This is a genomic window from Streptomyces sp. NPDC044921 (assembly GCF_056432865.1).
In genome coordinates, this window is sequence record NZ_JBWKIF010000001.1 from 12,307 (window position 1) to 35,270 (window position 22,964).

Below are 22,964 nucleotides of genomic sequence, written 5' to 3' on the forward strand. Positions count from 1 at the left end.
AAGGCTACCCGGCACGGCGAACGGGTCCCCGGGCCCCACAGCCCCGGGCGGCGGATCCGCCGGTGACGGTCCGTCACGGGTGGGGGCGCCGGCCGGTGGGGGCGCCGAGGGGTCGCGGACGGTTCGCCGAGGGTTCGCGGAGGGGAATTCGGCCGGGTGGGTGCCGCGCCGCGTGAGGCACACGTTCCTCTCACCTTCGTCGGCCACCGTGACTGCGATGAAGCGCGTCCTGTCCCTCGCCGTGGTCCTCGCCGCCCTCACCTCCGCCTCCACCGCCGTCGCCGACAACGGGGCCGGGCCCCTCGGGGTGACCGTCACCGCGCGGGCGAGCGCGGGCAGCGCCCGGGTCGGGGTGCTCGTGCCCGCCGGGCGGGCCGGGCGCCTGGCCGGCGGGCACTTCTGCACGGCCTCCGTGGTCGACGCCCCGTACCGGAACCTCGTCGTCACCGCCGCCCACTGCCTCGGCGGGGGCGGGGACCTGGTGTTCGTGCCCGGGTACCGTGACGGGCGTGCGCCCCACGGCGTGTGGCGGGTGCGGCGGCGGTTCCTGCCGCGGGGGTGGGTCGAGGGCCGGCACGAGGACAGCGACGTGGCCTTCGCCGTGGTCGCGCCCAGAGGAAGTGAGGGCGTCGAGGACGCCGTCGGCGGGAACAGGTTCGCCACCGGTACGGCGACGGGCGCCACGGCGGTGACCGTCACCGGGTACCCCGACGCCCGCGAGACGCCCGTCAGCTGCACCAACAGGCCGGTCGCGCACAGCCGGACCCAGCAGCGCCTCGCCTGCCCCGGCTTCAGTGGCGGCACGAGCGGCAGTCCCTGGGTGAACGGGGACGGGCAGGTCGTGGGCGTCCTCGGCGGCCACGACGACGGCGGGATCACCCCGGACGTCTCCTACAGCGTGGTCCTCGGCGCGGAGGCGGCGCGGCTGTACCGGGAAGCGGCGGGTGATCCGTGACGCCGGCCACGACACACTCCGATGCGCCGGTTGCGGTCCCGTGACCCGCCTCGGGCCGACCGCACGCCCGACCCATGCCACCGCGGGCCCGGCTCACGCCACCACCGCGTGCCCACTGTGCCGTCCGTGTGCCCGCTGCACCGGCTGCGTGTCCGCCGTACCGGCCGCGTGTCCGCCGTACCGGCTGCGTGTCCGCTGTGCCGTGGCGTGCTCGTCGTGCCGCATCGTGCTCGCCGAGCCCGTGGCGTGCTCGCCGTGCCCAGGACATGCCCCGCCGAGCCCGTGGCCTGACCGCCGTGCCCAGGACATGCCCCGCCGAGCCCGTGGCCTGACCGCCGTGCCCCTCCCGTGCTCGTCGTGCCGCCCTCCGTTCCCCCGTCCGCCCCGGTCCTCCTCCCGACTCTCCTCCCCGTGATCATTCCGGTGTGCGACCGCCGCCTCTACACTGAGCGACGGACTCCCGGGCGGCGAGGGGCGGTTGACGGTGCGTAAGGCATGGATCGTGGCGAGTGTTGCGATCAGCTCGGCGCTTGCCTTCGTGATGCTGCTCGTCATCGGCGTCTACCTCGTCGCCGGGAACATCGTCAACGGCGTGGGCGGCGGGGCGAAGGCACTGGCCAAGGGCTCGGTGCCCGCGGCGTACGCGTCGCTCGTCGCCAAGTGGGGCAACCTCTGCCCCGCCATCAGCCCGGCCCTGCTCGCCGCCCAGCTGTACCAGGAGAGCGGCTTCAACCCCAGGGCCCAGAGCCACGCCGCCGCGCAGGGCATAGCGCAGTTCATCCCCGGCACCTGGGCCACCCACGGCATCGACGGCGACGGCGACGGCGACCGCGACGTGTGGGACCCGAAGGACGCGATCCCCTCCGCCGCGTCGTACGACTGCGAACTCGCGTCGTACGTGAAGAAGGTGGGCGGGAATCTGACCGAAAACATGCTGGCCGCCTACAACGCCGGGGCCTATGCGGTGATCAAGTACGGGGGCGTGCCGCCGTACAGCGAGACGCAGAACTACGTGAAGCGGATCACGGCCCTCTCCGAGAGCTTCGCGGCGCCCGTCGGCCGGGTCGATCCCTCCCGGCAGGCGGCCGGCGCCATCGAGTACGCGCAGAAGAAGCTCGGCACGCTCTACCTGTGGGGCGGCACCGGCACCCCTGAGCAGGGCGGACGCTTCGACTGCTCCGGACTGACCCAGGCCGCGTACAAGAGCGTGGGCATCACGCTCCCGCGCGTCGCCAACGACCAGTACAACGCGGGGCCGCACCCTTCCCGGGACGAACTGCTGCCGGGAGACCTGGTGTTCTTCTCGGACGACCTCACCAATTCCCGTGCCATCCGGCATGTCGGCATTTATGTCGGAGGCGGGTACATGATCGACGCGCCGCGGACGGGTGCGGTCATCCGGTTCGACCCGATCGACACCCCCGACTACTTCGGGGCGACCAGAGTCACCGAAGATGGCGCGAAAGCGCTCCCCACGACGGTGTGAACCGAGCGTGAACCCACCCCCTGAGCTGCGACGACGTATCTCTCTTCGATAACGTCTGCGTGATCATTCGGTGGAGTGTGGAACGTATCAACGGGGACCATGCGTTCCTGGTGACGTAGCCGAGCGGACGTCAACACGCACGTGTCACGCACGCGTGCAGCGGAAGCGGATCTACAACCACGGGGGTGTCAGGAGCGGCGCACGCACGGGTGCGCCGGAAGAGACGACGAAGGGGCCGCAGCACCATGGCTGGACTCGCCGATTCCGGGTCGAACCCCGACGTCGACCTGCTGTACGACATCAATGGCCTGGCCAAGGACGCGCCGCCCTGGTTCGACCGCGTCATGGAGTACGTGGGCGAGTACGGCCTGCTGCTCGCCGTCGTCCTGCTCGTGGTGTGGTGCTGGTGGTCCGTCCGGCGCCGGGGCGACGAGGACGCGGCCTCCACGGTCGCGGCGCTGATCTGGGCGCCCCTGGCGGCCGGCGTGGCGGTCCTGGTCAACGTGCCGATACGGGGCTTCGTGGAACGCCCCCGGCCGTTCCTCGACCACCAGGGGCTCGAGGTGCTCGTCCAGGGCAAGACCGACTACTCGTTCGTCAGCGACCACGCGACGCTCGTCATGGCGATGGCGGTCGGACTGTTCGTCGCCAACCGGAAGTTCGGCCTGTTCGGCATCGTGCTGGCGCTGTTCGGCGGGTTCATCCGGGTCTACATGGGAGTGCACTACCCGACGGACGTGATCGGCGGGTTCGCGCTCGGCACGGCGGTCGCGCTGCTGCTGTCGCCGCTCGCCATGGCCCTGTTGACGCCGGTGGTGAAGGCGGTGGAGCGGTCGCCCCGGGCGGGGTGGCTGGTGCGGGCCAGAGGGCGGGCGACCGACGGACAGGACGCCGTGATCCCCGAGTCCCGCGCCGAGCGCGCGTCCGAGCGGGACCTCGCCGCGTAGTGCCGGGCCCGGTCCGGCAGCCGGTCAGAGCGCCTGCGGAGAGGTGAAGAAGCGGTCCGGGTCGTACTGCTTCTTCAGCTTCGTCAGGCGCGCCGCCGCGTCGCCGTAGTACGCCTCGCGCCAGTTCGTCAGGGTCGGGTCCGTGTAGTTCTGGTAGGCCGCGCCCGAGGCGTGCGGGCGCATGGCCTGGTGGGCCGAGGCCAGCCAGGCCCGGGCCGCCGTACCGCTCGTGCCGGCGCGCCAGGCGCCGATGTACTGGGCCAGCACGCGCGAGCGGCGGTGCACGAAGGCCGTGGCCGTCGGGGAGACGCGGTTGACCGCTCCGCCGAGGGCGGTGAGCGCGATGCTGCCCGTGCCGCCGCGCACCGAACCGATCTGCGACAGCAGCGTGCGGATGCCGGCCGCGGTGAGGGAGCGGTCGAAGAAGTCCGACGCCGCCGCGTAGGTCTCCCGGCCGAGCGCGCCCTCCGGCGAGCGGCCCGGCGTCGAACCGGGCAGATGGCACTGGGCGTCCGTCGGAAACGAGGAGCAGCCCGCGTACACCTCCATCGACTCCTCGTAGGAGCGGCGCTTGAGGGAGACGCCGCGGGCCGGGGCGCCGACGCGGTCGGCGAGGCGGTCCACGGCGTTCTTCAGCTCGCCGTACGTGCCCAGCGAGAAGGCCGCGACGGAGACGGTCGGGGTGCTGCCGGCGGCGCTCGCCAGGTGCAGGGACGACCAGATCTCGTCGGGCTGGGACGGGCCCCACTCCTGCCAGGCCCGCACCACCGCCGCCGCCTTCGACCAGGGCCAGGACAGGTACGCCGAGACGCCCTGCGGCGCCGGGTGGGTGCGGAAGTGCAGTTCGGTCACCACGCCGAAGTTGCCGTTGCCGGCACCGCGCAGGGCCCAGAAGAGGTCCTCGTTCTCCCGGGCGTCGGCGGTGAGCTGCCTGCCGTCCGCGGTGATCAGGGTGGCCCGGGTGAGGCTGTCGCAGGTCAGCCCGTAGGCGCGGGAGACCACGCCGTGTCCGCCGCCCAGGGTGAGGCCGGAGACGCCGACGGTGGGACAGGAGCCGGCCGGGATCGTGACGCCCTTGGCGGCCAGGGCGCGGTAGACGTCGATGAGTTTGGCGCCGGCGCCGACCACGGCGGTGGTGCCGGAGGCGCGGACCCGGTTGAGCTTCGAGACGTCGATGACCAGGCGGCCGTCGCCGGAGGACCAGCCGGCGTAGGAGTGGCCGCCGTTGCGGATCGCCACGCGCAGGGAGCGGCGGCGGGCGTAGGCGAGGGCCGTGCGGACGTCGTCGGGGTGGGCCACGTAGGCGACGGCGGCCGGCTTCAGGCCGTCGAAGCGGGTGTTGTAGAGCTGCCGCGCGGTCGCCCAGGCGGCGTCGCCGGGGCGGACGAGGGGCCCGTCGAGGTCACGGGCGAGGGCCGGCCAGTCGGCGGCCGCGGCACCGGTCCTGGTGGTGGCCGCCGTGGCGGTGGCGCGGGGGCCCGAGTTCGTGCAGGCGGTGGCGACGGGGGCCGCCGCCGCGGCGATCGCCGCGGCGGCGGCGGTGAGGACTGAGCGCCGTTCCATGGTGCCTCCCGGTGGTTCCGCCCTGGGAGACGGGCGGCTGGTGGGTGCGGGTTCCACGGCGGCGCCGTCAGCCGGCCGCGTGCCGCTGCGCGTCCGTGCGGGCCTGGCTTCTGGCGCGTCTCGCCGGGCCGTGCCAGCCGCAGGTGCACTCGGCCCTGCAGAAGCGGCCTCTCTCCATGGTCGTCGTGCGGTGTTCCGGGAGGTGGGGGGGAAGTTCCAGTCCGTCCTGCTGCGCCACGACGACAACGTTACCCAGCCAGGGTGAAGACTTCGCATGCCGGACGGCGTGGCTCGCGTGACGGGGGCACATACCGGTCGTTAAGCGGAACGACAAGGGGGCCCGTGACGGACGTACCGGCTGGGGGTAGGCAGGCGATGACTGGGCGGCAGCGGGAACGGCGGCGCGGGCGGACGGGTGCGGCGGTCGTCGCGGCCGCGGCCGTGGCCGGAGTGGGGCTGGGCGCGGGAGGGTGCGCGGGCGGGGACGCCGTTGCCGGGGACGCCCGGGGCGGGGACGCCGTGGTACTGCTGCACCGGGCCGCCGACCGGCTGGTGGAGGCGGGGAGTTCCAAGGCCCGTACGTCGATGGAGATGGCGGCCGGGGGCACCCGGGTGACCATCCGGGGCGCCGGGGTCTACGACTACCGCGAGCGGCTGGGGGAGCTGCGGGTGGTGCTGCCCCAGGACCCCGCGGGAGCCGCCGGGCGCCGGACCGTCACGGAACTGCTCGCGCCGGGAGCGCTGTTCATGAAGAACCGGGGCGCCGGTGTGCCCCCGGACAAGTGGGTGCGGGTGGACACCCGGACGCTGTCCGACGGGAACCTGGTCACCGGCGGGGCCACCGACCCGTTCACCGCGGCGGAGGTGCTGCGCGGCACGCGGACGGCGACCTACCTGGGCCGTACCGAGGTCGCGGGCACCGGTGTGCGGCACTACCGGGGCATCGCGGACCTCGGGGACGCCGCGAGGCGGGCGTCCGAGGGCAACCGGGGGTCCCTGCGGGCGGCGGCGAAAGGGTTCGCCACGGCCGAAGTGCCGTTCGACGCCTACCTCGACGACCAGGGGCGCGTCCGCAAGGTCCGCCACCGCTTCAGCTTCGTGAACGGGCAGCGCAAGAGCCCCGTCGCGGTCGCCTCGACGACCCTGCTCTACGATTTCGGGGCCTCGGTGCGGGTGCGGCTGCCGGACGACGACGACATCTACGCGGGCAAGATCGCCGAGGAGTGACCGGCGTGAACTAGCCCGTCCGTGCCATGCGCGGTGTGTAGGCCGCTCCCTACTCTAGGAAGCCGGTGACGGCAGAGACGAGGTGATGCGCGTGGCTCCGGTCGGCGGTACGGCAGTTCAGGACCACGTGGCCCTCGCCGAGATCGAGCTGTGCGGAGAGCTCATCATCGCGGCCTCGGCCGCCAGGGAGCGGCTCAGCCTGGAGAGCATCGACGAGGTGCTGCGTGTGGCCGAGGAGCGGGACGGCCCGGGGAGCTGAACCCCGGCCGGATCACGTCCGCAGCATGCGGGCGATCGCCTGGGTTGCCTCCTTGACCTTCGCCTCGACCTCGTCGCCGCCCTTGACGGCCGCGTCGGCGACGCAGTGGCGCAGGTGCTCCTCCAGCAGCTGCAGGGCGAAGGACTGCAGGGCCTTCGTGGAGGCGGAGACCTGCGTGAGTATGTCGATGCAGTAGACGTCCTCGTCGACCATGCGCTGCAGGCCGCGGATCTGGCCCTCGATCCGGCGCAGGCGTTTGAGGTGCTCGTCCTTCTGCTTGTGGTACCCGTGCACGCCGCGGTCGTGGTCCGTGACGGCCGCACCGGTGTCCGCGGTGCCGGGGGTGACATGTGCGACATCTGTGGTGTCGGTCACGTCCGTCATCGCGTCCTCCTGGTGGGCAGTGGGCCGACATATACCCCTACTGGGTATATGGTACCGAACTTCGCTGGGTATACGGCCCCTCGGACCGCCCCCGTACTCATCACTGTGCCTGATGGGCGACACTGGTGGGCGGCCCGATAGCCGTGGCCGGATGATGCGCCTAGCATCAGCCTGACCGAAACCGAAGCAAGCCGAGGACCCCACGTGCGCTTTCGTCTGACCCCCAGGGAGACGAGCTTCTACGACATGTTCGCCGCCTCCGCGGACAACATCGTCACGGGCTCCAAGCTCCTGATGGAACTGCTCGGGGCGGACGCCTCCGCCCGGGCCGAGATCGCAGAGCGTATGCGGGCAGCGGAACACGCGGGTGACGACGCCACGCACGCGATCTTCCACCAGCTGAACTCCTCGTTCATCACGCCGTTCGACCGCGAGGACATCTACTCCCTCGCCTCGTCCCTCGACGACATCATGGACTTCATGGAGGAGGCCGTCGACCTGGTCGTCCTCTACAACGTCGAGGAACTGCCCAAGGGCGTCGAGCAGCAGATCGAGGTCCTGGCCCGCGCCGCCGAACTGACGGCCGAGGCCATGCCGCACCTGCGCACCATGGAGAACCTGACCGAGTACTGGATCGAGGTCAACCGGCTGGAGAACCAGGCCGACCAGATCCACCGCAAGCTGCTGGCGCACCTCTTCAACGGCAAGTACGACGCCATCGAGGTCCTGAAGCTCAAGCAGATCGTGGACGTGCTGGAGGAAGCGGCGGACGCGTTCGAGCACGTGGCGAACACGGTGGAGACCATCGCCGTCAAGGAGTCCTGAGCCCTTCATGGACACCTTCGCTCTGGTCGTGACCATCGGGGTCGCGCTCTTCTTCACGTACACCAACGGCTTCCACGACTCGGCGAACGCGATCGCCACGTCCGTGTCGACCCGGGCGCTCACGCCGCGGGCCGCGCTGGCGATGGCCGCGGTGATGAACCTGCTCGGCGCCTTCATGGGCTCCGGGGTCGCCAAGACGGTCAGTGAGGGCCTGATCCAGACACCCGAGGGGTCGAAGGGGATGGGGATCCTCTTCGCCGCGCTGGTCGGCGCGATCGTCTGGAACCTCATCACCTGGTACTTCGGGCTGCCCTCGTCCTCCTCGCACGCGCTGTTCGGCGGCATGGTCGGGGCGGCGCTGGCCGGTGGCACGACCGTCTACTGGCACGGGGTGCTGGAGAAGGTCGTCATCCCCATGTTCATCTCCCCGGTGGTCGGCCTGCTGGCCGGCTACCTGGTGATGACCGCGATCATGTGGATGTTCCGCAAGGCCAACCCGCACAAGGCCAAGCGCGGTTTCCGCATAGCCCAGACCGTCTCGGCGGCCGGCATGGCGCTGGGACACGGGCTGCAGGACGCGCAGAAGACCATGGGCATCGTGGTGATGGCGCTCGTCATCGCCGACGTCGAGGACTACGGCGACCCGATCCCGGTCTGGGTGAAGATCGCCTGCGCGGTGATGCTGTCGCTGGGCACGTACGCCGGTGGCTGGCGGATCATGCGGACGCTGGGGCGGAAGATCATCGAGCTGGACCCGCCGCAGGGCTTCGCCGCGGAGACCACGGGCGCGTCGATCATGTTCGCCACGGCGTTCCTGTTCAAGGCGCCGATCTCGACGACCCACGTGATCACCTCGGCGATCATGGGTGTGGGCGCCACCAAGCGCGTGAACGCCGTGCGGTGGGGCGTCGCAAAGAACATCATCCTGGGGTGGTTCATCACCATGCCGGCGGCGGCGACGGTGGCCGCGGCCTCCTTCGGGCTGGTGCACCTGGCGTTCCTGTAGCCGGGACGCCGCCCGGCCGCGAACGGCCGGCACGCACACGAACGGGCCCGCCCCCGGGAGCCAGGGGCGGGCCCTTTTCGGCCTCGCGGTGGCACCGCCATGCAGCACCGCGAGGAGTCTGTGCGCAGGGCGGCTCAGCCGAAGCGGCCGGAGATGTAGTCCTCCGTGGCCTGGACCGACGGGTTGGAGAAGATCCGCTCCGTGTCGTCGATCTCGATGAGCTTGCCGGGCTGGCCGACCGCCGCGAGGTTGAAGAACGCCGTGCGGTCGGAGACCCGCGCCGCCTGCTGCATGTTGTGCGTCACGATGACGATCGTGAAGCGCTCCTTCAGCTCCCCGATCAGGTCCTCGATCGCCAGGGTCGAGATCGGGTCCAGCGCCGAGCAGGGCTCGTCCATGAGCAGGACGTTCGGCTCCACCGCGATCGCCCGCGCGATGCACAGGCGCTGCTGCTGGCCGCCGGACAGGCCCGAGCCGGGCTTGTTCAGGCGGTCCTTGACCTCGTTCCAGAGGTTCGCGCCCTTGAGCGACCGCTCGACGATGTCCGCCAGCTCGCTCTTCTTGTAGTTGCCGTTCAGACGCAGGCCCGCCGCCACGTTGTCGAAGATCGACATCGTCGGGAACGGGTTCGGCCGCTGGAACACCATGCCGACCTCGCGGCGGACCGACACCGGGTCGATGCCCGCGCCGTAGAGGTCCTCGTCGTCCAGCAGCACCTTGCCCTCGACCCGGCCGCCGGACGTGACCTCGTGCATGCGGTTCAGGGTGCGCAGGAACGTCGACTTGCCGCAGCCGGACGGGCCGATGAACGCCGTCACCGAGCGCGGCTCGACGGTCATCGAGATGTCCTCGATCGCCTTGTGGGAGCCGTAGTAGGCGGTCAGTCCGCTTACGTCGATTCGCTTGGCCATGACTACTTCACTTCCAGACTTCAGTCGCTGTATGGCCGCGTCAGCGACCGGTCTTGGGGGCCTTCCAGCGGGCGATGCCGCGGGCCACCAGGTTGAGGATCATCACGAAGGCGATCAGCGTGAGCGACGCCGCCCAGGCGCGGTCGTACGCCGTGACCTCGCCGGAGCCGTACTGCTGGTAGATGTACAGCGGCAGCGACGCCTGCGCGCCCTCGAAGGGGTTGGCGTTGATGAACTTGCTGCCGAACACCAGCAGCAGCACGGGCGCGGTCTCACCGGCGATACGGGCGATGGCCAGCATGATGCCGGTGGTGATGCCGCCGACCGAGGTCGGCAGGACCACCTTGAGGATGGTGCGCCACTTCGGCACGCCGAGCGCCAGGGAGGCCTCGCGCAGCTCGTTCGGGACGAGCTTGAGCATCTCCTCCGTGGAGCGGACGACGACCGGCATCATCAGGATCGCGAGGGCGAGCGAGCCGGCGAAGCCGAAGGGCTGCATGTCGAACATCAGCATGAGGCTGAGGATGAACAGGCCGGCGACGATCGACGGGATGCCGGTCATGACGTCGACGAAGAAGGTGACGGCCCGGGCGAGGTTGCCGCGCCCGTACTCGACCAGGTAGATCGCGGTGAGCACGCCGACCGGCGCGGCGATCAGGGTGGCGAGGCCGACCTGCTGCAGCGTGCCGAGGATGGCGTGGTAGATGCCGCCGCCCGCCTCGGAGTCGGCGACCACGCCCATCGAGTGGGTCAGGAAGTAGACGTCGAGGACCTTCGTGCCGCGCTGCACGGTCGACCACACCAGCGACGCCAGCGGCACCACGGCCAGCAGGAACGCGACCCACACCAGGGAGGTGACCACGCGGTCCTTGGCCTGGCGGCGGTTCTCCACCTTGGCCGCGATGACGTACGTGCCGAGGATGTGCAGGAGCGCGGCGATCAGCGCCCACTGGATGTCGCTGTGCAGTCCGGCGGCGGCGCTGATGCCGAGGCCGGCGGCGACGGACCCGGCGGCGATGGCCCACGGGGCCCACTTGGGCAGCCGGGCGCCGCGCAGGGTGCTGGGGCGCTTCGGGGCGATGGTTGCGGTGCTCATGCGTTGGCCCCCGAGTACTCCTTGCGGCGGGCGATGATCGCGCGGGCCGCGCCGTTGACCAGCAGGGTGATGACGAACAGGACCAGACCCGAGGCGATCAGCGCGTCACGGCCGAACTCGGTCGCCTCGCTGAACTTGCTGGCGATGTTCTGGGCGAAGGTGCCGCCGCCCGGGTCGAGCAGGCTGGTGTGGATCAGGAAGTCCGGGGAGAGCACGGTGGCGACGGCCATCGTCTCGCCGAGGGCGCGGCCGAGGCCGAGCATCGAGGCGGAGATCACGCCGGAGCGGCCGAAGGGGAGGACCGACATGCGGATCACCTCCCAGCGGGTGGCGCCGAGCGCCAGGGCCGCCTCCTCGTGCATCTGCGGGACCTGGCGGAAGACCTCGCGGCTCACGTTGGTGATGATCGGCAGGATCATGATCGCGAGCAGGATGCCCACGGTGAGCATGGAGCGCGGGGCGCCGTTCTGCCAGGAGAAGATGCCGGTCCAGCCGAGGTAGTCGTTCAGCCAGCCGAAGAGGCCGTTCATGTACGGCACGAGCACGAGGGCGCCCCACAGGCCGTACACGATGGACGGCACGGCGGCGAGCAGGTCGATCACGTAGGCGATCGGGCCGCTCAGCCGGCGGGGGGCGTAGTGCGTGAGGAACAGCGCGATGGCGACGGCGATCGGGACCGCGATGATCATCGCGATGATCGAGGAGACGATCGTGCCGTAGGCCAGGACGGCGATGCCGAAGACCGGCGGGTTGACACCGGTGTTCCACTCGAAGGTGGTCAGGAAGTTGCCCTCGTCCTTGCTGATGGCGAGGGAGGCGCGGTAGGTGAGGAAGCCCGCGATGGCGGCCATGATGACCAGCAGCAGGATGCCCGAGCCGCGCGAGAGGCCGAGGAAGATCCGGTCCCCGGGCCGGGTGGCCCCACGGGCGGCGCGCTTCTGCTCGACCGTGGGCGTCGGGGGAGTGGGGGGAGGTGCGTCAGCTATCTGTGTGGTGTCCATCGGGTTCTCCGGTCTGCGGAACCGCAACTGCTGTGCGGCTCTTGGCGGCGGTGCACCGGACGGTGCGGCCCGGTCCCACCGGGGGACCGGACCGCACGCTCAGGTCAGCTCAGGCTCTCGACGGTGGTCCGAACCTTGGCGATGATGTCCTCGGGCATGGGCGCGTAGTCGTTCTCGGCGAGGATCTTCTGGCCCTCCTCCGAGGCCGCGTAGCGCAGGAACGCCTTGACGGCGGGCAGCGTCTCGGCCTTGTTGCCCTTGTCGCAGACGATCTCGTAGGTCACCAGGACCATCGGGTAGGCGCCTTCGGCCTTGGTCGCGTAGTTCAGCTCCAGCGCGAGGTCCTTGCCGGTGCCGACGACCTTGGCGTCCGCGATGGCCTTGGTGGCGTTCTCGACGTTCGCCTCGACCGGCTCGCCCGCGCCGGTGTCGATGGCGACGGTCTTGATGCCGTCCTTGGCGTACGACAGCTCGAAGTAGCCGATCGCGCCCGCGGTCTGCTTGACCTGCGCGGCCACGCCGGAGGACTGCGGAGCGGACTGGCCGCCCTTGGCCTGCCAGGCCTTGCCGCCCTCGTAGGGGAAGTCCTTCTTGGCGGTGGCGATCAGGTACTTGGTGAAGTTGTCCGTGGTGCCGGACTCGTCCGAGCGGTGGAACGCCTGGATCTTGAGGTTGGGCAGCTTCGCGTCGGGGTTCAGCTTCGCGATGGCCGGGTCGTTCCAGTTGGTGATCTTGCTGTCGAAGATCTTGGCGATCGTCGAGGCGTCCAGGACGAGCTTGTCGACGCCCGGGACGTTGTAACCGACGGCGATCGGACCGCCGACCATCGGCAGGTCGATGCCCTGGCCGCCGGAGCAGACCTTCTTGGAGGCCTCGACCTCGTCGGGCTTCAGGGCGGAGTCCGAACCGGCCCACGGGACCTGGCCCTGGGTGAAGGCGGTGACACCCGCGCCGGAACCGCCGGCCTTGTAGTTGATCTCGACCTTGCAGGCCGCCGAGAACTGCTTGACCCACGCGTCGACGGCGTTCTTCTGCGCGGAGGAGCCGTCGGCGAGCACCTGGCCCGAGGCGTCGTCGCACTTGATGTTGCTGGGCGCGGCGGCGTTCGACGAGGAGCCGTCGCTGCCACCTCCGGTCTCGTCGGAGCCGCACGCCGTGAGGGCCAGGGCGCCGGAGACGGCGAGAGCACCGAGAGCGAGGGCCCGCCGGTTCATGCGCTGAAGCTTCACTTGAGTTCCTTCCAGGAGCCGCCGTCCTGATCGGCGGCGTGCGAAGACTGTCCGACGCGGACGCGCGGCAGGCGCGTCTCGCATCTGGTACGGCCGAAATTAGGCAGATCAGGTGAAGCCGCCGATGGCCACACATGAACGACGGGTGAACCCCTGCCGACGGTGTGGTTAGGTCACGGAATGCTCACGGGGAGAGCACGTGAGGATTCCGCTTTTCGCGCGGGTCCCGCTGGACAACCGCGGACGGTCTCAGTCCGCTCCGCCGCCGGAGCGGGCCCGGTGCAGCGCGGCGAGCAGCGCGTCGACCAGGGGGCGGTCGTGGGGCTGGGTGAGGCGGGCGCGGGCCTCCTCCGGCGCCAGCCACAGGACGCGATCGACCTCGTCGTTCGGGGTGAACGCGCAGGTCACGGCCTTGGCGGCCCAGTAGCGCACCTGCTTGGGGCGGCCGTTGGCCAGGTAGCGCAGGGTGGCCAGCTCGGCACCCGGCTCGGCCCGGCAGCCCGTCTCCTCGGCCACCTCGCGCAGGGCGCCGGCGAGGGGATCCTCGGCGCGCTTCAGTTTGCCCTTCGGCCACGACCAGTCGTCGTATTTCGGCCGGTGCACGAGACAGAGCTCCAGCTCGCCGGAGCCGGGCGAGCGGCGCCACAGCACGCAGCCCGCGGCCTGCACGGTGGATTCCTCGGGTGAGCTCACCGGGTGTTCACCGCCTTCCGGGTGCCGTGCCGGTCATGACGCGCCGACCGTCTCCTTCTGCCAGGCCTGCTGGAAGGCGAAACGCGCCGCCTCCACCTCGTGCCGCTGGTCGGCGTGGAGCACGCCGAGGGCGTAGGCCGTGGCCGGGGCGATCCGGGGCGTGCGGGCCGCCTGGGCGGCGGCCGCCGCCGCCTCCGAGGCGTCGCGGTGCCGGTTCAGGGCCCGGCCGGCGTCGAGCAGGCGCAGGTCGACGACGGCGTTGCCCCGGGGGCCGCTGAGGGCCTCACGGGCGTAGCGGTGCAGGCGCAGCAGCAGACGGACCTGGTGCCACGGGGCGTCCTGCGGGTGCGCGACCGTGTCCGGGGACAGGCCGTGGACGAGGGCCGCGGCGTTGTACGGGTGGCCCGCGGTGACGAGGGGCAGGGCGGCCACGGCGTCGGTGAGGCGCTCCTCCGCCGCCGCGGCGTGCGGACGCAGGTCGGTGGCGGCGGCCGTGGCGAGGAGGGGGACCTCGCTGGCCAGGACCGCGACCTTGTCGGCGACGGCGTGGAAGCGGCTGCTGCCCAGGGCCTGCAGGGCGGTGGAGTGCGCCCGGGTGCGGGCGAGGGTGAGCTGGCGGTCCAGGAGGGCGCCCGCCTTGGCCGCTCCGACGGTCAGGTTGCCGCGCTCCGCCGCGGGCGCCGCGGGGGAGCGCGGCCCGGCGTCGCGGGACGCCGCCCTCGCCGGGGCGGTGCCCGCCCCGGCGGCACGGCCGCCCGCACCCGCGTCGGCGCGCGGGCCCGCCGCCCCGTCCGGGGCCGTCGCCTGGGCCGGGAAGGCCGTCGACCCGGACAGCCGGTGCAGGGCCGCCAGCAGGCGTTCCAGGCGGGCCGCGCAGGCGTGTTCCATCGCCAGCGTGCCGGAGACCCAGGCCAGCTCCGGGCGCATGGTCTCGCACCAGTCGGAGTCCAGCAGCGGCTGGAACGTGTGCAGGCTGGCGCTGATGCGGCGGGCCGAGCGGCGCAGGGCGCGGGCCGCCTCGGCGGACCCCTCCGAGCCGTTCGCCCCCGCCCCGGTCTCCCGGTGCAGGCGCAGCGCTCGCAGGAACTCCGTGGCCTGGTCCCGCAGGTAGCCCGCGAGGGCGTCTCCGGTGGGGGCGGCCCCGGCCAGGGAGGTCGTCGGGTCAAGGTGTCGCTGTGCCACGCCGGCGCCTCCGGGCGTCTATGAGCATCTCCTGGACGTTGCGCAGGGGCTGGCCGTCCGCGTCGGTCGCGTGCCGGGTCCAGTCGCCGTCCGGGCCGAGGTGCCAGGAGGCGGTGGAGTCCGACATGCCGGTCTCCAGCAGCCGGTTCAGGGCCGCCCGGTGCGCCGGGTCGGTGACCCTGACCAGGGCCTCTATCCGGCGGTCGAGGTTGCGGTGCATCATGTCGGCGCTGCCGATCCACACCTCGGGCTCGCCGCCGTTGCCGAAGGCGAAGACCCGGGAGTGCTCCAGGAAGCGGCCGAGGATCGAGCGGACCCGGATGTTCTCCGACAGGCCGGCCACGCCCGGGCGCACGGCGCAGATGCCGCGCACCCAGATGTCCACCGGCACACCGGCCTGGGCGGCCCGGTAGCAGGCGTCGATGACGGCCTCGTCGACCATCGAGTTGACCTTGATGCGGACGTACGCGGGACGCCCCGCGCGGTGGTGCTGTATCTCCTTGGTGATCCGCGAGACCAGCCCGTCGCGCAGCGACTTCGGGGCGACCAGCAGGCGGCGGTAGGTCTCGCGGCGCGAGTAGCCGGAGAGGCGGTTGAACAGGTCCGACAGGTCCGCGCCGACCTGCGGGTCGGCCGTGAGCAGGCCGAGGTCCTCGTAGAGGCGGGCCGTCTTCGGGTGGTAGTTGCCGGTGCCGACGTGGCTGTAGCGGCGCAGCGTCTCGCCCTCCTGGCGGACCACCAGCGACAGCTTGCAGTGGGTCTTCAGCCCGACCAGGCCGTAGACCACGTGACAGCCGGCCTCCTCCAGCTTGCGGGCCCACTTGATGTTGGCGTGCTCGTCGAAGCGGGCCTTGATCTCGACCAGGACCAGGACCTGCTTGCCGGACTCGGCGGCCTCGATGAGCGCGTCGACTATCGGGGAGTCGCCGGAGGTGCGGTACAGGGTCTGCTTGATGGCGAGGACGTCCGGGTCGCCGGCCGCCTGCTCCAGGAAGGCCTGCACGGACGTGGAGAACGAGTCGTAGGGGTGGTGCAGCAGCACGTCCCGCTCGCGCAGCGCGGCGAAGATGTCCGGCGCGGACGCCGACTCGACCTCGGCGAGGTCGCGGTGGGTGCCGGCGACGAACTTGCGGTACTTCAGCTCCGGCCGGTCCAGGGAGGCGATGCGGAACAGGCCCGTGAGGTCCAGCGGGCCCGGCAGCGGGTAGACCTCGGCCTCGCTGATCTTCAGCTCGCGCACCAGCAGGTCCAGCACCTCGCGGTCGATGGACTCCTCGACCTCCAGGCGCACCGGCGGGCCGAAGCGGCGCCGCATGAGCTCCTTCTCCAGGGCCTGGAGCAGGTTCTCCGCGTCGTCCTCCTCGACCTCCAGGTCCTCGTTGCGGGTGAGGCGGAAGGCGTGGTGCTCCAGGACCTCCATGCCCGGGAACAGCTCCTCCAGGTGGGCGGCGATGACGTCCTCGACGGGGACGTAGCGGCCCGGGGAGCTCTCCAGGAAGCGGGACAGCAGCGGCGGCACCTTGACCCGGGCGAAGTGCTTGTGGCCGGTGACCGGGTTGCGCACCACGACGGCCAGGTTCAGCGACAGGCCGGAGATGTACGGGAAGGGGTGCGCCGGGTCGACCGCCAGCGGGGTCAGCACGGGGAAGATCTGGTGCCGGAACAGGGTGAACAGGCGGGCCTGCTCCTTCTCCTGCAGCTCGCTCCAGCGGACCAGGTGGATGCCCTCCTCCGCGAGTGCGGGGGCGACGTCCTCGTGGTAGCAGGCGGCGTGCCGGGCCATCAGCTCGCGGGAGCGGGCCCAGATCATCTCCAGCACCTCGCGGGGCTGCAGGCCGGAGGCGGAGCGGGTGGCCACGCCGGTGGCGATGCGGCGCTTCAGGCCGGCGACCCGGACCATGAAGAACTCGTCCAGGTTGCTGGCGAAGATCGCCAGGAAGTTGGCCCGCTCCAGCAGCGGCGTGTTCGGGTCCTCGGCGAGTTCGAGCACGCGTTCGTTGAACGCGAGCCAGCTGCGTTCCCGGTCCAGGAAGCGGCCCTGCGGCAGCTCGGGCCCGTCGTACGGCGACTCCTCGTAGCCGTCGAGGTCGGCGTCGATGTCGGGTTCCAGATCGGAGACCACCGCCGCCACCGTGTGCGGGCGGTGGGCTGCTATGGAGCCCACGGAGGGCTGCGCGTGCTGGACCTGTGCCTGGGTGTTCGGCTGGCTCATGGACCCATTCTTCCGCGCCGCGAGCATCACGGGCGCGTCGGACAGCGCGGGCAGGAGCGGGGGTGTCACATGAGTGCTCCCGTTTCCCTCGGGACCCTCGCGGGGCGGGGAAGGCTCTGGCGCGGCGGGATTCATTGGCCGAGCGTCGCAAGCCCGTCTGAATCAATGGTTACGGAGACATGACGTGCGGGATAGCGGGCGGCGGCCCGCGGGCGTCCACGGGCCCGGGCCGGCGGCCGGGACGGCTCGTCCACAGCCTGTGGGCGGCGCCGCCGGGCACGGCGTGCCGAGTGTCCCCGAGGACCTGGCCAAACGTCCGTCCCGCCCGGGCGGAAAGCCGGGCGTGCTTTCGTGAACCGTTCGGCCCGGGCGGTCCGATGAGGAGACGTGAGCGAGACGAGAAGCGACGGGGAGCTGCTGCGGGCCGTCGCGGCGGACGCCGACCGGCGCGCCTTCGAGGAGCTGTACCGGCGTTACGCGCCGTGGCTCCGGGCCCGGCTGCGCGGGCGGTGCGCCGATGCGAACGTCGTCGACGACGTCGTGCAGGAGACCTTCCTCGCGGTGTGGCGGGGCAAGGCCCGCTACCGGGAGGACGGTCCCTCAGCGGACGTCGCCGGGTGGCTGTGGCGCATCGGGTCGCGGCGGCTGGTGGACGCCCTGCGGGGCGACGGGGCGCGGGGCCGGCTGCGGCAGGCCCTGGCGCGGCTGCGGCACCGGGACGAGGAGTCGGCGGAGGAACGCGTGCTCGCGGGGGTGGAGCACGGGGACCTCGCCGGGGCCCTGGTCCGGCTGTCGCCGGAGCTGCGGGCGGTGCTGCAGGCGACCGTCATCGACGGGCTGACCACCCGCGAGGCCGCCGTCCTGCTGGGGATCCCTCCGGGGACGGTCAAGACGCGGGCGATGCGGGCCCGCAAGCAGTTGCGGGAGGCACTGGCATGACCTGGCACGTACCCGAGGACGACCTGCGCGCCTACGCGCACGGCGGGCTGGCGCCGCCCGCGCTCTGGTCCGCCGACGCGCACCTGGCCTCCTGCGCCCGCTGCCGGGGGGCGCTGGCCGACGTCAGCGACCCGGTCGCGCTCGACGCGGGGTGGGAGCGGCTCGACGCCGAGCTGGACGTGCCGCGCCCGGGGCTGCTGGAGGGGCTGCTGGTGCGGCTCGGGGTCGCCGGGCACACCGCCCGGCTGCTCGCGGCCGCCCCGGCGCTGCGGCGGTCCTGGCTGGGGGCGGTCGTCGCCGTGCTGCTGATCGGCGTGGCCGCCGGGCACGCCGTGCGCGGCGGGGAGTACCCCACGCTGTTCCTCGCCCTCGCGCCGCTGCTGCCGCTGGCCGGGGTGGCCCTGTCGTACGGGCCCGCGCTGGATCCGACGTACGAGATGGCCGTCGTCGCGCCGATGCACGGGTTCCGGCTGCTGATGCTGCGGACCGTGGCCGTGCTGGCCGTCGTGCTCGCGCTGAACGGGCTGGCGACCCTCGCCCTGCCCGCGTACGGGCTGCACGCGCTGGCCTGGCTGCTGCCCGCGCTGGCCCTGACGGCGACCGGGCTCGCGCTCACGCCCCGGCTCGGTCCGGTGCTCGCGCCGTCGCTGGTCGGCGGCGCCTGGGCGGGCCTGCTGGCGCTGGCCCACGCGGCGCGGGCCGGGGGCGACGTGCCGCTCGCGCCGTTCACCGCCGCCGGGCAGGGCGTGGCGGCGGTGGTCGCCGCGCTCGCCGCCGGGCTGCTCTACCTCCTCCGTGACCGCTTCGACCTCTTCCAGGGACGTGCCGTATGACTCCGACCGTGTCCGCCTCCGGGATCGGCCTCCGCTACGGCGGCACCCGCGCCCTCGACGACGTGTCGCTGCGTCTGACCGGCGGTGTCACCGGGCTGCTCGGGCCCAACGGTGCCGGGAAGACCACCCTGCTGCGGGTGCTCGCCACCGCCCTGCCCGCCGGCCAGGGGGCCTTCACCGTGCTCGGCCACGACCCGGCCACCGCCCGGGGACGGCAGGAGGTGCGGCGCCGGCTGGGGTACCTGCCGCAGACGCCCGGGTTCCACCCGGACTTCACGGCCTTCGAGTTCGTCGACTACGTGGCGATCCTCAAGGAGATGACCGACCGGCGCGTCCGGCACCGGGAGGTGCGGCGGGTGCTCGACGAGGTGGGCCTGGCGGACGTGCGCGGCAAGCGCATGCGGAAGCTGTCCGGCGGGATGCGGCAGCGGGTCGCCCTCGCGGCGGCCCTCGTCGGGGACCCCGGCTTCCTGGTGCTGGACGAGCCGACCGTCGGGCTCGACCCCGAACAGCGCATGCGCTTCAGGGAGTTGATCGCCGGGGCCGGGGAGGGGCGCACGGTGCTGCTGTCCACCCACCAGACGGAGGACGTGGCGATGCTCTGCCACCGGGTGCTGGTCATGGCCGGCGGCCGGATCCGCTTCGACGGCACCCCGGCCGAGCTGACCGCGCGGGCCGCCGGGCGGGTGTGGAGCAGCACCGAACGCGCCCCGGGGGCGCGGGCCGGCTGGCGCACCGGCAGCGGATCCTTCCGCAACGTCGGCGACCCACCGGACGGGGCCGAGCTCCTCGAACCCACCCTGGAGGACGGCTACCTGCTCACGCTCGACGGTGCCGGAGCGGAGGTGGCGGCATGACCGCGGTGCTGGACAAGCCGGTCGCGGCCGGGGCGCGGACCGGGCCGGGCGGCTCCTGGGCCGCCGTGTGGGCGCTGGCCCTGTTCGAGTCGCGCCGCCTGCTGACCCGGGTGCCGGTGCTCCTCGCCCTCGCCGTCCACCTCGGCTGGGTCGTGTGGCGCGACGGGAAGGCCTGGGGCGACTTCCCGGCCCTCCAGGACGCCGACCGCGCCACCCAGAGCGCCCCGCTGCTCGTCGGCCTCGCGGTCCTGCTGTGCGTGAACCACGCCGCGCTGCGCTCGCACCGGCACGGCACCGAGGCGCACCTCGCGGTCCTGGTCCTGCCCCCGTGGCTCCGCACGGCCGCGCACGCCCTGTCGGCCCTGGCCGCCGCGCTGGTCACCGCCGTGTGCGTGGCCGCGCAGTTCGCCAGGGAGGCGCTCAGGCCCGGCGCGATCGGGCACGGGTCGGTGGCCGAACTCCTCGTCGGGCCCCTGACGGTGCTGCTGTTCGGTCTGCTCGGGCTGCTGGTGGCGACCCTGGTGCGGTCGGCGTTCGTCGCACCGCTCGCCATCGTGTTCTGCCTGTTCCTGTTCCTCCTCAGCACCGGGACGGGCGACGGCGGGGCCCAGTGGCTCCTGCCCGTCGTCGGCGAGGCGAGCAGCAACACCCTGCCCTCGGACCTGATCGGCCGGCCCGCCGCCTGGCACGCCGCGTACCTGACCGGGCTGGGGCTGAGCCTCGGACTGCTCGCGCTCCTCGTCGCCGGGGGCCGCAGGCCGGCCCTCCTCGCCGGACTCGCCGGGGCGCTCGCCCTGACGGTCGTCGGCGCGGACGCCCAGTCGGGGGGCGGTACACCGGAGTTGGCGAAGGCGCGGGAACGGGCCTCGGCGCACCCGGAGCAGCTGCACACCTGCGTCCGGCGCGACGGGTCCACGTACTGCGCCTTCCCCGAGTGGGGGCCGCGGGTCGGGGAGTGGGCCCGGGTCGTGGAGCGGGTGCGGTCCCTGGCCGGGGGCGCGGCGCACGAGCGGGACGTCGTCGTGCGGCAGCGGGTCGAGGCCCGTTACGGCCTCGACGGTGACGCCACGCTGGTGTCCCTGACGCGTCCGTACGAGGTGACGGTCGGCACGCAGTGGGGCGGGAACCGGGTCCCCGAGTTCTCGGCCGCCGTGGCCGGGGTGCTCATCGCGGGCGACGAGGAGGCGGCGACGTCGATCTGCGACGGCCGCATGGTCCCCCTGATGTGGCTGGCCGTGGGCTGGGAGTCCGACCCGCTCGACGCCCTGCGCAGGGTCCGCCTCAACGACACGATCACCGGCTCGGACTCCGTGCTCCAGCCCACGAACGGCCTCTACATGACCGAGGCCCAGACCCAGGTGCTGCGCGCGCTGCTCGACCTGCCCCGCGCCGAGGCCACGGCCCGTGTCAAGGAGCACTGGGCCGGTCTGACGAAGCCGGAGGTGACGGCGGCCGGCGCCGCGAAGCTGCTCGGCCTGCCCGCGCCGGACGGGGAGGACAAGTGCCTGTGACCCGGCAGCTGCTGCTCCCCGTCCACCGGACCCTGCCGTGGGGAGCGGTCGGCGCGGCCGGTGCGGCCGGACTGCTGCTCGCCGCGCTGACCCGGACGGGGGAGACGGCGGAACGTCTCTCGTTGCCCCTGCTGCGGGCCGCGGTCCTGGCCTTCGCGCTGGGCCTGGTGTTCCTCCTGGACGACCCGGCCCGGCACACCACGGCCACGGTGCCGACCCCGCGCCCGGTCCGCTTCGCCCTGCGGGCGGCCCTCGTCGTCCCGGCGGCGGCGGCCTGGTGGACGGTGGCGCTGCTGCTCGTGCCGCCGGACGTGCGGCCCCCGGTCGGCGACCTCACGCTGGAGGCCGGAGCGGCCTTCACCCTGGCGGTGACCGGCGCGGCGGCCGCGGTCCGCTTCACCGAGGCGACCCGGCCCGGGCTGCCGGTCTCGGCCGTGCTGCTGACCACGGCGGTGCTGGCGGTGCTGCTCTGGCCGGAGCGCTGGGCGCTGTTCGTGCCGGTGGAGGACGAGCGGTGGGCGGCGGCGCACGACCGGTGGGCCGTGCTGCTGGTGGCGGCGGCACTCGCGGGCGTGCTCTGCGCGCGGGAGCCGCTGCGGCGGATCCCCTTCAGGCGGCCCGGCGCGTAGACCCGGCGGCCGCCCGGACGGGCCCCGGGCGGCGCACGCCCGGGGCCCGTCCGCCGCGGCGGAGAAATAGGCTGCCGCCGTGGACCTCAACGCCGTACGGGCCTTCGTCGCGGTCGCCGACGCCGGGCAGTTCCAGAAGGCCGCTGTGGATCTGGCCCTGACCCAGCAGGCCGTGTCCAAGCGGATCGCCGCGCTGGAGCGGGACCTGGGGGTGCGGCTGTTCGTCCGGACGCCGCGCGGCGCGGAGCCGACCATCGACGGGCAGGCGCTGCTGCCGCACGCCCGGGTGCTGCTGAGCGCGGCGGAGCGGGCGGTGGCCGCCGTGCGTCCCGGGGACCGGGCGCTGCGGGTCGACGTCGTGGGGCGCCGGGCCGCCACCGGGGGACTGGTGCAGGACTTCCACCGGGCCCGTCCGCGGATCGCGCTGGACGTCGTCACGCTGTTCGATGTGGACACGGCCGTGGCCGCCGTGCGCGACGGGGCCGTCGACGCCACCTTCCGGGCCGTCACCATGCCCGGGCACCGGCTGCCCGACGGCATCGAGGCCCTGCCCGTCCTCGACGAGCCGCTCAGCCTGTGCGTCGGCCCCGGCCACGCCTTCGCCCGGGCCGCCTCGGTGACGCCCGCGCAGCTCGCCGGGCACCGGATCTGGATGCCGGGCAACGTGCCGGGCACCGAGTGGCACGCCTACTACGAGGCCCTGGCGGCCGCGTTCGGTCCGGCCATCGACACCATCGGGCCCAATTTCGGCCTGGAGGCGCTGCTCGACACGATCGCCGGCTCCCCGACGGTGGCGACGATCCTCAGCGAACGGACCCCGCACGTCTGGCCCGTCGGCCACGATCTGCGGCTCGTCCCGCTCACCGACCCGACCCCGGTCTACCCGCACTTCCTGCTCTGGCGCGCGGACAACCCGCACCCCGGCCTGACGGCCCTGCGCGACTACCTGACGGCGACCCGGCCGCGACCGCCCGAGGGCGAGCTGTGGCGCCCGTCGTGGGCGGAGCCCCCGGCCGCCCGGGCCGCTTGATCCAGCAGGCGGGCGTTGAGCCGCGCGGTGCCCGCCGGACCGTCCGGACGCACCCGGCCGCGCCCCGCCCCGCGCCTCCCCCGGCCGCCACCGCCCGGTGGCACCGCCGCGGTACGGAGACGGGGCCGGGCACGTGCGGCCCGGGGTGGGCGGTAACCCGCGGCGTACGGTCGCCGGGCGCCCGCGGCG

The 22,964-nt window shown here is 72.9% G+C and carries 22 protein-coding genes; 13 read left to right on the plus strand and 9 right to left on the minus strand.

The genetic code is table 11. The annotated features are described in order from the left end of the window. Nucleotides 1–217 precede the first annotated feature (217 nt). The 3 genes from AC07DA_RS00065 to AC07DA_RS00075 all read left to right on the plus strand — a co-directional run bounded on the left by AC07DA_RS00065 (nucleotide 218) and on the right by AC07DA_RS00075 (nucleotide 3,388). Nucleotides 218–955 (plus strand): trypsin-like serine peptidase, encoded by a 738-nt coding sequence (locus AC07DA_RS00065; RefSeq protein WP_479123059.1) that lies wholly within the window; start codon nucleotides 218–220, stop codon nucleotides 953–955. 484 nt (nucleotides 956–1,439) lie between these two features. Further along, complete coding sequence (locus AC07DA_RS00070) at nucleotides 1,440–2,441, plus strand: NlpC/P60 family protein (RefSeq protein WP_479123061.1); 1,002 nt, start codon at nucleotides 1,440–1,442, stop codon at nucleotides 2,439–2,441. 245 nt (nucleotides 2,442–2,686) lie between these two features. After that, nucleotides 2,687–3,388: a phosphatase PAP2 family protein gene (locus tag AC07DA_RS00075; protein ID WP_479123063.1), complete on the plus strand. Its 702-nt coding sequence runs from the start codon at nucleotides 2,687–2,689 to the stop codon at nucleotides 3,386–3,388. 24 nt (nucleotides 3,389–3,412) lie between these two features. Here AC07DA_RS00075 and AC07DA_RS00080 read toward each other — a convergent pair whose 3' ends face one another. Continuing rightward, nucleotides 3,413–4,951, minus strand: coding sequence for an FAD-binding oxidoreductase (locus AC07DA_RS00080; RefSeq protein WP_479123065.1), 1,539 nt, complete (start codon nucleotides 4,949–4,951; stop codon nucleotides 3,413–3,415). 375 nt (nucleotides 4,952–5,326) lie between these two features. On the opposite strand from AC07DA_RS00080, the gene AC07DA_RS00085 reads away from it, so the two are divergent. Together AC07DA_RS00085 and AC07DA_RS00090 are read left to right on the plus strand one after the other, a co-directional pair. Further along, complete coding sequence (locus AC07DA_RS00085; RefSeq protein ID WP_479123067.1) at nucleotides 5,327–6,178, plus strand: SCO4651 family lipoprotein; 852 nt, start codon at nucleotides 5,327–5,329, stop codon at nucleotides 6,176–6,178. A gap of 91 nt (nucleotides 6,179–6,269) precedes the next feature. Further along, nucleotides 6,270–6,437, plus strand: coding sequence for a hypothetical protein (locus AC07DA_RS00090; protein ID WP_479123885.1), 168 nt, complete (start codon nucleotides 6,270–6,272; stop codon nucleotides 6,435–6,437). Nucleotides 6,438–6,449: 12 nt separating this feature from the next. On the opposite strand, the gene AC07DA_RS00095 is transcribed toward AC07DA_RS00090, so the two are convergent. Beyond that, entirely contained in the window at nucleotides 6,450–6,821 is a 372-nt protein-coding gene (locus tag AC07DA_RS00095; protein WP_479123069.1) for a metal-sensitive transcriptional regulator, read from the minus strand. Nucleotides 6,822–7,025: 204 nt separating this feature from the next. Here AC07DA_RS00095 and AC07DA_RS00100 point away from each other — a divergent pair, with 204 nt between their 5' ends. Both AC07DA_RS00100 and AC07DA_RS00105 read left to right on the plus strand, forming a co-directional pair. Beyond that, a complete protein-coding gene (locus AC07DA_RS00100; RefSeq protein ID WP_020269925.1) occupies nucleotides 7,026–7,646 on the plus strand; it encodes a DUF47 domain-containing protein in 621 nt (206 codons plus the stop codon). A 7-nt stretch (nucleotides 7,647–7,653) separates the two neighbouring features. Beyond that, nucleotides 7,654–8,652, plus strand: coding sequence for an inorganic phosphate transporter (locus AC07DA_RS00105; RefSeq protein WP_383335923.1), 999 nt, complete (start codon nucleotides 7,654–7,656; stop codon nucleotides 8,650–8,652). 134 nt (nucleotides 8,653–8,786) lie between these two features. On the opposite strand, the gene pstB is transcribed toward AC07DA_RS00105, so the two are convergent. The 7 genes from pstB to AC07DA_RS00140 all read right to left on the minus strand — a co-directional run bounded on the left by pstB (nucleotide 8,787) and on the right by AC07DA_RS00140 (nucleotide 17,111). Continuing rightward, on the minus strand, nucleotides 8,787–9,563 hold the full coding sequence (pstB, locus tag AC07DA_RS00110; protein ID WP_403586431.1) for a phosphate ABC transporter ATP-binding protein PstB: 777 nt from the start codon (nucleotides 9,561–9,563) through the stop codon (nucleotides 8,787–8,789). Between the two features lie 40 nt (nucleotides 9,564–9,603). Beyond that, nucleotides 9,604–10,659 carry a phosphate ABC transporter permease PstA gene (gene pstA / locus AC07DA_RS00115; protein ID WP_479123072.1) on the minus strand — a complete coding sequence of 352 codons (1,056 nt, stop codon included), beginning with the start codon at nucleotides 10,657–10,659 and terminating at the stop codon, nucleotides 9,604–9,606. Then, nucleotides 10,656–11,660, minus strand: a complete 1,005-nt coding sequence (pstC, locus tag AC07DA_RS00120; protein WP_479123074.1) for a phosphate ABC transporter permease subunit PstC — start codon at nucleotides 11,658–11,660, stop codon at nucleotides 10,656–10,658. Before pstC ends, pstA begins: the two co-directional genes overlap by 4 nt. A gap of 104 nt (nucleotides 11,661–11,764) precedes the next feature. Continuing rightward, entirely contained in the window at nucleotides 11,765–12,889 is a 1,125-nt protein-coding gene (gene pstS, locus AC07DA_RS00125; RefSeq protein WP_479123076.1) for a phosphate ABC transporter substrate-binding protein PstS, read from the minus strand. A gap of 249 nt (nucleotides 12,890–13,138) precedes the next feature. After that, complete coding sequence (locus tag AC07DA_RS00130) at nucleotides 13,139–13,582, minus strand: NUDIX hydrolase (RefSeq protein WP_479123078.1); 444 nt, start codon at nucleotides 13,580–13,582, stop codon at nucleotides 13,139–13,141. A gap of 33 nt (nucleotides 13,583–13,615) precedes the next feature. Next, nucleotides 13,616–14,764, minus strand: a complete 1,149-nt coding sequence (locus AC07DA_RS00135; RefSeq protein ID WP_479123080.1) for a CHAD domain-containing protein — start codon at nucleotides 14,762–14,764, stop codon at nucleotides 13,616–13,618. Beyond that, on the minus strand, nucleotides 14,745–17,111 hold the full coding sequence (locus tag AC07DA_RS00140) for an RNA degradosome polyphosphate kinase (protein ID WP_479123082.1): 2,367 nt from the start codon (nucleotides 17,109–17,111) through the stop codon (nucleotides 14,745–14,747). Before AC07DA_RS00140 ends, AC07DA_RS00135 begins: the two co-directional genes overlap by 20 nt. A 252-nt stretch (nucleotides 17,112–17,363) precedes the next feature. Between AC07DA_RS00140 and AC07DA_RS00145 the strand changes: the two genes are divergently transcribed. The 6 genes from AC07DA_RS00145 (at nucleotide 17,364) to AC07DA_RS00170 (ending at nucleotide 22,775) form a co-directional block, all read left to right on the plus strand. Then, nucleotides 17,364–17,915 (plus strand): RNA polymerase sigma factor, encoded by a 552-nt coding sequence (locus AC07DA_RS00145; protein ID WP_479123084.1) that lies wholly within the window; start codon nucleotides 17,364–17,366, stop codon nucleotides 17,913–17,915. After that, nucleotides 17,912–18,748, plus strand: a complete 837-nt coding sequence (locus AC07DA_RS00150) for a zf-HC2 domain-containing protein (protein ID WP_479123086.1) — start codon at nucleotides 17,912–17,914, stop codon at nucleotides 18,746–18,748. Before AC07DA_RS00145 ends, AC07DA_RS00150 begins: the two co-directional genes overlap by 4 nt. Then, a complete protein-coding gene (locus AC07DA_RS00155) occupies nucleotides 18,745–19,605 on the plus strand; it encodes an ABC transporter ATP-binding protein (protein ID WP_479123088.1) in 861 nt (286 codons plus the stop codon). Before AC07DA_RS00150 ends, AC07DA_RS00155 begins: the two co-directional genes overlap by 4 nt. Next, a complete protein-coding gene (locus tag AC07DA_RS00160) occupies nucleotides 19,602–21,116 on the plus strand; it encodes an ABC transporter permease (protein WP_479123090.1) in 1,515 nt (504 codons plus the stop codon). The genes AC07DA_RS00155 and AC07DA_RS00160 overlap by 4 nt, the downstream gene beginning before the upstream one ends. After that, on the plus strand, nucleotides 21,107–21,745 hold the full coding sequence (locus AC07DA_RS00165) for an ABC transporter (RefSeq protein WP_479123092.1): 639 nt from the start codon (nucleotides 21,107–21,109) through the stop codon (nucleotides 21,743–21,745). Before AC07DA_RS00160 ends, AC07DA_RS00165 begins: the two co-directional genes overlap by 10 nt. Nucleotides 21,746–21,824: 79 nt before the next feature. Beyond that, nucleotides 21,825–22,775, plus strand: coding sequence for a LysR family transcriptional regulator (locus AC07DA_RS00170; protein ID WP_479123094.1), 951 nt, complete (start codon nucleotides 21,825–21,827; stop codon nucleotides 22,773–22,775). The last annotated feature ends 189 nt before the right edge of the window (nucleotides 22,776–22,964 follow it).

Excerpts from the sequence above, each read along its gene's own strand:
- pstC (WP_479123074.1), bottom strand. The coding sequence starts at position 11,660 with ATGGACACCACACAGATAGCTGACGCACCTCCCCCCACTCCCCCGACG.
- AC07DA_RS00080 (WP_479123065.1), bottom strand. The coding sequence starts at position 4,951 with ATGGAACGGCGCTCAGTCCTCACCGCCGCCGCCGCGGCGATCGCCGCG.
- AC07DA_RS00160 (WP_479123090.1), top strand. The coding sequence starts at position 19,602 with ATGACCGCGGTGCTGGACAAGCCGGTCGCGGCCGGGGCGCGGACCGGG.
- AC07DA_RS00065 (WP_479123059.1), top strand. The coding sequence starts at position 218 with ATGAAGCGCGTCCTGTCCCTCGCCGTGGTCCTCGCCGCCCTCACCTCC.
- AC07DA_RS00105 (WP_383335923.1), top strand. The coding sequence starts at position 7,654 with ATGGACACCTTCGCTCTGGTCGTGACCATCGGGGTCGCGCTCTTCTTC.
- AC07DA_RS00085 (WP_479123067.1), top strand. The coding sequence starts at position 5,327 with ATGACTGGGCGGCAGCGGGAACGGCGGCGCGGGCGGACGGGTGCGGCG.
- pstB (WP_403586431.1), bottom strand. The coding sequence starts at position 9,563 with ATGGCCAAGCGAATCGACGTAAGCGGACTGACCGCCTACTACGGCTCC.
- AC07DA_RS00095 (WP_479123069.1), bottom strand. The coding sequence starts at position 6,821 with ATGACGGACGTGACCGACACCACAGATGTCGCACATGTCACCCCCGGC.
- AC07DA_RS00075 (WP_479123063.1), top strand. The coding sequence starts at position 2,687 with ATGGCTGGACTCGCCGATTCCGGGTCGAACCCCGACGTCGACCTGCTG.
- AC07DA_RS00140 (WP_479123082.1), bottom strand. The coding sequence starts at position 17,111 with ATGAATCCCGCCGCGCCAGAGCCTTCCCCGCCCCGCGAGGGTCCCGAG.
- pstA (WP_479123072.1), bottom strand. The coding sequence starts at position 10,659 with ATGAGCACCGCAACCATCGCCCCGAAGCGCCCCAGCACCCTGCGCGGC.
- AC07DA_RS00155 (WP_479123088.1), top strand. The coding sequence starts at position 18,745 with ATGACTCCGACCGTGTCCGCCTCCGGGATCGGCCTCCGCTACGGCGGC.
- AC07DA_RS00150 (WP_479123086.1), top strand. The coding sequence starts at position 17,912 with ATGACCTGGCACGTACCCGAGGACGACCTGCGCGCCTACGCGCACGGC.